Raw genomic sequence first — 7,923 nt, 5'->3', positions numbered from 1 at the left:
GGCCGGACGCCCGGATCCACCACTTCGATCACGACCCCGAGGACACCGGGACCGCACCGATCGCTCCGCACCTCTTCGCCGACTGACCGGCCACCTCTACGACCTGGTCGTCGAACCCGAGGACTTCATCGTCGAGGACGACGACGGACCGCTGCGCGCCGGCGAACCCGACCGCGCCCGATGACGGGATCGGACTCCCGCGGCCTCGCTCGCGTATGGTGCACCGGAATCGGAACCGGTGAGGGAGAGGTACAGGTCGATGAGCACCTCGGCGCGGACGGCCGGGCCACCGGAACTGCGACGGCACCTGGGCGTGTTCGATGCCGTGGTGATCGGGCTGGGGTCGATGATCGGCGCGGGCATCTTCGCCGCGCTCGCGCCCGCCGCGGCGGCAGCCGGGTCCGGGCTGCCGATCGGACTGGCGTTGGCCGGCCTCGTCGCGTACTGCAACGCGACCTCCTCCGCACGGCTGGCTGCCCGCTATCCGCAGTCGGGCGGCACCTACGTGTACGGGCGGGAGCGTCTCGGCGAGTTCTGGGGGTACCTGGCCGGGTGGGGGTTCGTCGTCGGCAAGACCGCCTCCTGCGCGGCGATGGCACTCACCGTCGGCTCCTACGTCTGGCCCGCGCAGGCCCACGCCGTGGCGGTCGCGGCGGTGGTGGCGCTGACCGCGGTCAACTACGTCGGTGTGCAGAAGGCCGCCTGGCTGACCAGGGCGATCGTCGCCGTCGTGCTGGCCGTGCTCGCCGCCGTGGTGACCGCCTGTCTGACCAGCGGCGCCGCCGACACCGGCCGCTGGGCGGTCGGCGCCGACGCCGGCTTCCACGGGGTGCTACAGGCCGCCGGCCTGCTGTTCTTCGCCTTCGCCGGGTACGCCCGCATCGCGACCCTCGGTGAGGAGGTCCGCGACCCACAGCGCACGATCCCCCGCGCGATCTCGGTCGCGCTCGGCGTCACCCTGGTCGTGTACGCCGTCGTCGCGCTCTCCGTCCTCGCCGTGCTCGGCCCCGAGCAGCTGGCCCACACCCCGGCGCCGCTCGCCGAGGCGGTCCGCGCGGCCGGCGCACCGGGCCTCGCCCCGGTGGTACGCGCCGGCGCGGCGGTGGCCGCCCTCGGCTCACTGCTCGCGCTGATCCTCGGCGTCTCGCGCACCACCCTGGCGATGGCCCGCGACCGGCACCTGCCCCACCGACTCGCCGCCGTCCACCCGCGCTTCGCAGTACCGCACCGCGCCGAACTCGCCGTCGGCACCGTCGTCGCAGCCCTGGCGGCCGTCGCGGACGTGCGCGGCGCGATCGGCTTCTCCTCCTTCGGAGTGCTCGCCTACTACGCCGTCGCCAACGCCTCCGCCTGGACGCTCACCCCCGAGGAGGGGCGCCCGCCGAGGATCGTGCCCGTCGTCGGCACCGTCGGCTGCCTCGCCCTGGCCTTCGCCCTGCCGGCGGACTCGGTGGTGTGGGGCGCCGTGGTCATCGCGCTCGGCGCCGCCGCCTACGGCCTGCGCAAGGCGCTCGCCCGCGCCTGACCGCGACCGCCCGGTGCGGCAGACATCGCCCGGTCCGGCAGGCGAGGCTGAACGGCCCTGCCGCGGCAACCGACCGGGCCGGTGCCCGGGGGGCGTGCGCCTCTGCGTCGCCCTGCTCGGCTCGGTCGGCACGCGCTGCGCGCAGCACGCCACTGCTCGGTGGTCGTCGTCCGCCCGCAGGGAGGTTGCCCGCGGTGCGGCCACCGGCGGGCCGGTCCGCTCGGGCGGCCCCGTCAGTCGTCCACCTCGTCGTCAGTCGTCCGCCTCGTCGAGGACCTCCCCCACCGGGCGGCGCGGGCTGGCCGCACCGGGCGGGCCGTATCCGAGGCGCAGCACCAGCTGGACGTGTCCGGGCCCCTCGACGGGGTCGCGCAGGCGCCAGCGGGTTTCGGGGATCTCCACGGCCTGGTGCAGGACGGAGGCACGCAGGCCGTGGACGGTGGCGAGCAACCAGACCCGCTCCATCGCCTGCCCGGTCCGCAGCCAGTCGGCCTGGTGGTCGAAGTGGGTGGCGAGGGTGGCGAGTTGGGGAAGGGCCTCGAAGCGTTCGGCCGGGGTGGTGTGGCTCGGCGGGTGGCCGGTGAAGCCGCGCATCGGGACGCGGGCGTCGCGGTCGTGCGAACCGAGGGCGGCGAGCGGGATGCCGTCGTAGGACGGTTCCAGGCGCAGCCAGTTGCGGGTCTCGGCCTCGCGGGTGACGTCGGCGGCGATGTGGGCCTCGGCCTCGGCGGTGAGGGCGAGCACCCGGCGTACGCCGTACTCCTCCAGCATGGTGAGCGTGGCGCCTTCGTCCTGGGCTGCCGTGATGAGGTCGGCGACCAGCGCCTCGGGAACGTCCCGGTTGGTGAACGGCTGGCGGCTGGAGTGGCGCCGGGCGACGGCCGGGTAGAGGTCCGCGCCGAAGGGCTGCGGTGTGCGGGCGGGTGCGGACAGGTCGAGCACGGCGCGCGGCTGTGCGTCCTCGCCTCCCGGAAGGAGGTGGACGACGGCCTCGCGGCCGAGGTGGGCGGCGGCCACGCGCAGGTTGAACAGGGCGGCGCCGATCGAGATGTGCAGCGCCCTGCGGTCCGGGTCGGCGGCCGGGACGGCCCGGCTCGGGTCGGCGTGCACCTCCAGGCCGAGCAGGTCGGGCGTGGGGCGGAAGCGCCATGGCTGGCTGTTGTGCAGCGAGGGCGCCGCACCGCCGGCTTCGGCCAGCAGGCGGAGGTCCGCGGTGGTGAGGGCGGTTTCGGTGGTCATGGTGGTTCACTCCCTGCCGGCGGGGAGCGCCGGTGATCCGAGCATCCACCGGAGCGAGGCGACGGTCGAGGGCCCAACGGCCCTGACCGCTTCGGCCGGACGGCACTGAGTGCTGAGAGCGTGCACCTCATCGGACGACCGGGCCCGACAGCTCGATGTGCCCGGTGCGAAGGTGGCCCCCGCGCAATCGAGCGACCGCCGTGCACTTCACCACGGCACTACGCCGGCCTCCTCGAAGAACTGGCCCGTCGGGCCGTCGTCGGGCAGGGTCGCGAGTTTGATGGCGATGGCCGCGCCCTGTTCGGGGGTGCGCACGCCCCGGAAGCCGTTGAGGTCGGTCGCGACGTAGCCGGGGCAGCCGGCGTTGATCAGGATGTTCGTACCGCTCAGCTCCCGGGCGTACTGGAGGGTGACGGCGTTCAGGAACGTCTTCGACGGCGAGTACGCCACGGCCACCGGACCTGTGCTCAGCTCACCGGCGGTCCCTGACTGCCGGGTGAGGGAGCCGACACTGCTGGACATGTTGACGATCCGCGGTGAGGCCGAGCGGCGCAGCAGCGGCATCATCGCGTTGGTGATACGGATGACGCCGATGACGTTGGTCTCCACGACCGTGCGGATGGTGGCGGGGTCGACCCGGGTGGGCTCCTGGGGCATGCCGCCGGTGATGGCGGCGTTGTTGACGAGCACGTCGAGGCGCCCGGCCTGTTCCTCGATCAGCCGTGCGGCGGCTGTCGCGCTCGCGTCGTCGGTCACGTCCAGCGGCACGCCGAAGGCGTCGACGCCGGCCGCGCGCAGTCTCTCCACCGCGGCCCTGCGGCGCTCCTCGTCGCGGGCGCCGACACCGACGCTCCAGCCGAGGGCGCCCAGACCCGCGGCGATCTCGTAGCCGATTCCCTTGTTCGCGCCGGTGACCAGCGCAATCGTTCGTTCGCTCATGGGGACCATGCTGCTCCCGGACCCCGGCGGGGGTCCAAGACCGATCGGGTGGGCGACGATACCTTCCAGGTATCGATCCGGAGTACCGTGGCGGGATGGAGACCAGGGAACTGCGCTACTTCGTCGCCGTCGCCGAGGAGTTGCACTTCGGGCGCGCGGCGCAGCGGCTCGGGATCGCACAGCCGCCACTGTCACGGGCTATCCAGCAGCTCGAACGCCGGCTCGGGGCAGCGCTGCTGGATCGGACCAGCCGCACCGTCACGCTGACCGAAGCCGGCTCGGTGCTGCTGGTCGAGGGCCGGGCGGCCCTCGACGCGGTCGAAGCGGCCGAGCGCCGGACCCGCCGCGCCGCCCTTCCCCCGACCGGCCGTCCCGGCCTGGTCCTGGTCACGAAGGCCAGCGCGTCCCGCGAACTGCTGGCGGAACTGCTGGACGCGTACGCCGCCGAACCCGGCGCGGTCTCCGTCGAGGTCGTCCTGTGCGGCCCGGCCGAGCAGGAACGATTTCTGCGCGAGGGCCGGGCCGACGTGGCGCTACTGCACCGGCCGTTCGACTCGACGGCCGGGTTCCACACCGAGGAACTGAGCACGGAGGGCCAGGTCGTGGTCCTGCCGGCCGGGCATCCGCTCACCGTCCGGCCCCATGTGCGCATGGCCGACATCACCGGGCTGCCCGGCCTGCCCCTGCCGCGCTGGCCCGACCCCGACGGCAGCTACCCGCCCGGCCCCGGCCCGCAGGTCCGCGACCACGCGCAGTTGTTGCAGCTCGTCGCGCTCGGCCGTGCCTGCGCGGTCTCCCCGGAGTCGTGCCGAGCTCAACTGCACGGTGACCTCGCCGCCGTGCCCGTGCTGGACGCGCCGAAGGTCACCACCGTGATCGCCTGGCCGCCGCACAGTCGGTCCAGAGCCGTCGCCGACCTCGTCCGGACCGCGACCCGTCTGCGGTAGTTCCCATCCGCCGGGCGCGTTCCGGCACACCCGAAGCGGAACACGGGAGTGCTGCTCCCGATCCGGCATCGTCCGACCCGTACGGCAGCCCCCTGACTCCCGAGCCCGCGAACGGATGACCATGAACAGCCCCTTCCAGGACCCCGACTTCCTCCGGGATCCGTACCCGACGTATGCGGCACTCCGGCGCAACGGGGCCGTGCAGAGGCTCCCGGGCAGCGGGCACCGGGCCGGCTACGTGGTGACCGGCTACGCCGAGGCGAAGCAAGCACTCGCCCACCCCGGACTGTCGAAGGACACGAATCGCTTCTTCGCCGGCAAGGAGACCGGTCGCACCCTCCACCCCGCCGTCTCGCAGAACATGCTGGCCACGGATCCGCCGGACCACACCAGGCTGCGACGGCTGGTCACCAAGGCGTTCACCTCCGGTGCCGTCGACCGCCTGCGCCCGTGCATCGTCGACCTGACCGAGGCCCTGATCGACTCGTGGGTGCCCGGGGAGGAGGTCGACGTCATCGACGGACTCGCCGTCCCGCTCCCCGTCACGGTGATCTGCCGGCTCCTCGGCGTCCCGGGCGCCGACCGGGACCGCGTTCGGACGTGGTCGACGGACCTGTTCGCAGCCGGCGACAACCAACGGATCGACGCAGCGTCCCACGCCCTGGCCGACTACCTGGCCGAGCTGGTCGCCTCCAAGCGCCGCGCGCCGGACGACGCGCTGCTGTCCACCCTGGCCACCGTCCGCGACGGCGACGGCGACGGCGACCACCTGACCGAGCAGGAGCTTGTCTCGTTGGCGGTGCTGCTCCTGGTCGCCGGGCACGAGACCACCACCGCCGCGATCGGCAACGCCGTCCTGGCGCTGCTCCAGCACCCCCACCAGCTGGAGCTGCTGCGCTCGGACCCGAACAGAATCGAGAGCGCGGTCGACGAGCTTCTTCGCTACGACTCCGCGGTCGCCATCGCCACCTGGCGCTGGGCTCCCGAACCGGTCCGGGTGGGCGAGACGGACGTTCCGGCGGGCAGCCCGGTGTCCGTCAGCCCGGGCGCCGCCAACCGCGACCCCGCCCGCTTCCCGGAGCCGAACCGGCTCGACCTCGAACGAGAAGGCGCGCACGCGCACCTGGCCTTCGGCCACGGCATCCACCGGTGCCTCGGCGCACCGCTCGCTCACGCCGAGGTGGCAACTGCGCTGCGTGTGCTTCTCACACGCTTCCCCGAGCTTCGACTCGGCCGGCCCGCCGACCAACTGCGCTGGCGCCACTCGCGGCTCATCCGCGGGCTGGAATCGCTCCCCGTCCTGCTGTAGCCGGGCCGCCGGCGGAGTCCGCCGACGCGGCTGCACCGACCGCCGACCGGGCGGTCGCGGGGCCCGCGCCACGTCACCGGGGCGTGGCCCGGGCCCGGCGCGCTCAGTCCGTCAGTCCGTCGCGCTCAGCCCGTCGCGGCGGCGGCGCTGGCGGCGGTGGCCGCGGTGATCACGGCGGCCATGGTGGCCTGCATGTTCCTGATCGCCTCGCGGACGGACTCGCCCGCCCACTCACCCTCGGCGACCTCGGCGAAACGTGGCTGGACCCGCTTTCGGGGCAGCTCGGGGAAGGCCAGCCGGTGCAGCCCGGCGGAGTGCAGCAGGGCGACCAGGGCGGCGGTGCGCAGGTCCGGCTCGGCGCCGTTCAGGACGACGTCCGCCAGCCGGGCGCGCAGGGCCCGCTCCACGCTGCCGTCCGTCGCCGGGTAGAGCCGGACCGGGAAGAGGCCGAGCACGCGGTGCCGCCGCTCGGCCACCACTCCCCGTTCACAGAGCCGCAGTTCGGTGTCCCGGAGCACGGTGGAGCGGTCCCGGGCGAGCCACTCCGCGGCCTTGGCCCGGCCGGGCCTCCGCCCGTCCGCCCACTCGGCGAGGCGCTCCAGCCGCCCGTCCACCAGCGGCTCGCCGGTCGAGGTGCGGTCCGTGACCGCGATCCGCCCGTCGGCCACCTCCGCCCGCCCGGCCAGCACCAGTTCGGCCAGCAGGCCGCCCGCCGCCGCCCAGGAGGTGTTCGTGCCCTCCTTCGGCGCGCCGGACTCGTCGTCCAGCGAGAGCAGCACCAGTTCCTCGGCGAGGGTGACGTGCATGGGGGTCCCTTCCTCTTCCTCTTCCACCGGTTCTCATCGCCCCGGGGCTTCGACCAGACGCCTGCCCGGGTGTCCTCCGCCAGCAGCGTCCGCAGCAGCGCCTCGGCGCCGCCGCCCGCTGCGCTGGACGCCGTACCGCCCGCCGCGCCGCCCGACAGGCAGGCCTCGACGGAGCGCGGGTCGGCGGGCAGCGCACGGTCGTCCCCATCGACCCCTCCCATGGATGCGGCTTTGTCGGAACAATACGCTTACTTTTCCTGCTTTTTGCCGTCTCCCGTACGCCGAGAACGCATCAGCGCCCCTCCGCGCACGCCTGTGCCCGGGGCGCGCGCCGCATCGCCCAGAGGGTCGGGCCGCCCCCAGGCAGCCGCACCTCCTCCTCCACCTCGAAGCCGAAGTGCCGGTACAGCGCGAGGTTCTCCTGCTTGGAGGACTCCAGGTACACCGGCAGGCCCGCCGCGTCCGCCCTGGCCAGGCCCGAGCGCAGCAGGGCGGCGCCCTCTCCGCGGCCCTGGGCGACCGGGTCCGCGCCGAGCACCGCGAGGTACCAGTGCGCCTCCTGCGGCGCGTTCGCGGCGGCCGCCTCGACGCAGTGCCGGAACCAGTCGGCCCGCTCCCCGAGCAGACCGCTCAGCTCCCGGATCGTCCCCTCGTCCGGCGCGGCCTTCTCCTGCGCCTCCGGCCCCACCCAGAGGGCGGCCGCGTGCTCGGTGCGCTCGCACACCCCGTGCGGCAGGTACTGCCGGGTGAGCAGGGTGCTGAAGTAGCCGTCCAGCGCGGCCGGGCGGGTGGCGCCGTCCGGGAAGAACCAGCACATCATCGGGTCGTCCTCGAAGGCCCGGGCGAGCGCCCCGGCTATCGACCCGACGTTGTCACCCGTCGCCGCCCTGGGCGCGCCCGCATTCGTCATCCGCATACGGACATCCTGCTCGCCCTTATCCCCGCCGCCCGGACGGGGCCCCAACTCGGCTCGTTCCGAACGCTTCTGACCGCACGTGCGCGTGGAGGCGGTGGAGCGGCCGCTGCGGGCGGCGGGCCCGCTGTCCGAACGACGGCCGCTCCACCGGGGGGTGCCTCTATGTCCTTCGTCAAGGCTGCGCGGGTCATGCGGGCACGGTTTCGGGGGTGCGGGTTTCGTAGAGGGTGCCGTCTCGGAGC

The 7,923-nt window shown here is 74.1% G+C and carries 8 protein-coding genes; 4 read left to right on the top strand and 4 right to left on the bottom strand.

All coding sequences use genetic code 11. From position 1 onward, the window contains the following. Positions 1 to 184, top strand: a 184-nt coding sequence (locus tag ACFWIS_RS40090) for a hypothetical protein (RefSeq protein ID WP_380463798.1), incomplete at its 5' end; no start/stop codon positions are given. A 75-nt stretch (positions 185 to 259) separates the two neighbouring features. Further along, a complete protein-coding gene (locus tag ACFWIS_RS40085) occupies positions 260 to 1,525 on the top strand; it encodes an APC family permease (RefSeq protein ID WP_380463800.1) in 1,266 nt (421 codons plus the stop codon). Positions 1,526 to 1,777: 252 nt separating this feature from the next. Here the strand turns inward: ACFWIS_RS40085 and ACFWIS_RS40080 are convergent, their stop codons facing one another. Then, a complete protein-coding gene (locus ACFWIS_RS40080; protein ID WP_380463802.1) occupies positions 1,778 to 2,764 on the bottom strand; it encodes an Acg family FMN-binding oxidoreductase in 987 nt (328 codons plus the stop codon). A gap of 207 nt (positions 2,765 to 2,971) precedes the next feature. After that, the gene (locus ACFWIS_RS40075; protein WP_380463804.1) at positions 2,972 to 3,703 is read right to left on the bottom strand and encodes an SDR family oxidoreductase; all 732 of its coding nucleotides are present in this window, start codon (positions 3,701 to 3,703) and stop codon (positions 2,972 to 2,974) included. Positions 3,704 to 3,798: 95 nt separating this feature from the next. On the opposite strand from ACFWIS_RS40075, the gene ACFWIS_RS40070 reads away from it, so the two are divergent. Both ACFWIS_RS40070 and ACFWIS_RS40065 read left to right on the top strand, forming a co-directional pair. Next, positions 3,799 to 4,650 (top strand): LysR family transcriptional regulator, encoded by an 852-nt coding sequence (locus tag ACFWIS_RS40070; protein WP_380463806.1) that lies wholly within the window; start codon positions 3,799 to 3,801, stop codon positions 4,648 to 4,650. A gap of 121 nt (positions 4,651 to 4,771) precedes the next feature. Continuing rightward, complete coding sequence (locus ACFWIS_RS40065; RefSeq protein WP_380463808.1) at positions 4,772 to 5,959, top strand: cytochrome P450; 1,188 nt, start codon at positions 4,772 to 4,774, stop codon at positions 5,957 to 5,959. A gap of 125 nt (positions 5,960 to 6,084) precedes the next feature. On the opposite strand, the gene ACFWIS_RS40060 is transcribed toward ACFWIS_RS40065, so the two are convergent. Both ACFWIS_RS40060 and ACFWIS_RS40055 read right to left on the bottom strand, forming a co-directional pair. Continuing rightward, complete coding sequence (locus tag ACFWIS_RS40060) at positions 6,085 to 6,765, bottom strand: GPP34 family phosphoprotein (RefSeq protein WP_380463810.1); 681 nt, start codon at positions 6,763 to 6,765, stop codon at positions 6,085 to 6,087. A gap of 292 nt (positions 6,766 to 7,057) precedes the next feature. Beyond that, positions 7,058 to 7,675 carry a GNAT family N-acetyltransferase gene (locus ACFWIS_RS40055; protein ID WP_380463812.1) on the bottom strand — a complete coding sequence of 206 codons (618 nt, stop codon included), beginning with the start codon at positions 7,673 to 7,675 and terminating at the stop codon, positions 7,058 to 7,060. Positions 7,676 to 7,923 lie beyond the last annotated feature (248 nt).

It is taken from the genome of Kitasatospora sp. NPDC127060 (assembly GCF_042724935.1).
Classification (GTDB): Bacteria; Actinomycetota; Actinomycetes; order Streptomycetales; family Streptomycetaceae; genus Kitasatospora.
This window is presented reverse-complemented; position numbering and strand designations above follow the sequence as displayed.

Coding starts and splice junctions, on each gene's coding strand:
- ACFWIS_RS40060 (WP_380463810.1), bottom strand. CDS start 6,765: ATGCACGTCACCCTCGCCGAGGAACTGGTGCTGCTCTCGCTGGACGAC.
- ACFWIS_RS40080 (WP_380463802.1), bottom strand. CDS start 2,764: ATGACCACCGAAACCGCCCTCACCACCGCGGACCTCCGCCTGCTGGCC.
- ACFWIS_RS40065 (WP_380463808.1), top strand. CDS start 4,772: ATGAACAGCCCCTTCCAGGACCCCGACTTCCTCCGGGATCCGTACCCG.
- ACFWIS_RS40055 (WP_380463812.1), bottom strand. CDS start 7,675: ATGACGAATGCGGGCGCGCCCAGGGCGGCGACGGGTGACAACGTCGGG.
- ACFWIS_RS40075 (WP_380463804.1), bottom strand. CDS start 3,703: ATGAGCGAACGAACGATTGCGCTGGTCACCGGCGCGAACAAGGGAATC.
- ACFWIS_RS40070 (WP_380463806.1), top strand. CDS start 3,799: ATGGAGACCAGGGAACTGCGCTACTTCGTCGCCGTCGCCGAGGAGTTG.
- ACFWIS_RS40085 (WP_380463800.1), top strand. CDS start 260: ATGAGCACCTCGGCGCGGACGGCCGGGCCACCGGAACTGCGACGGCAC.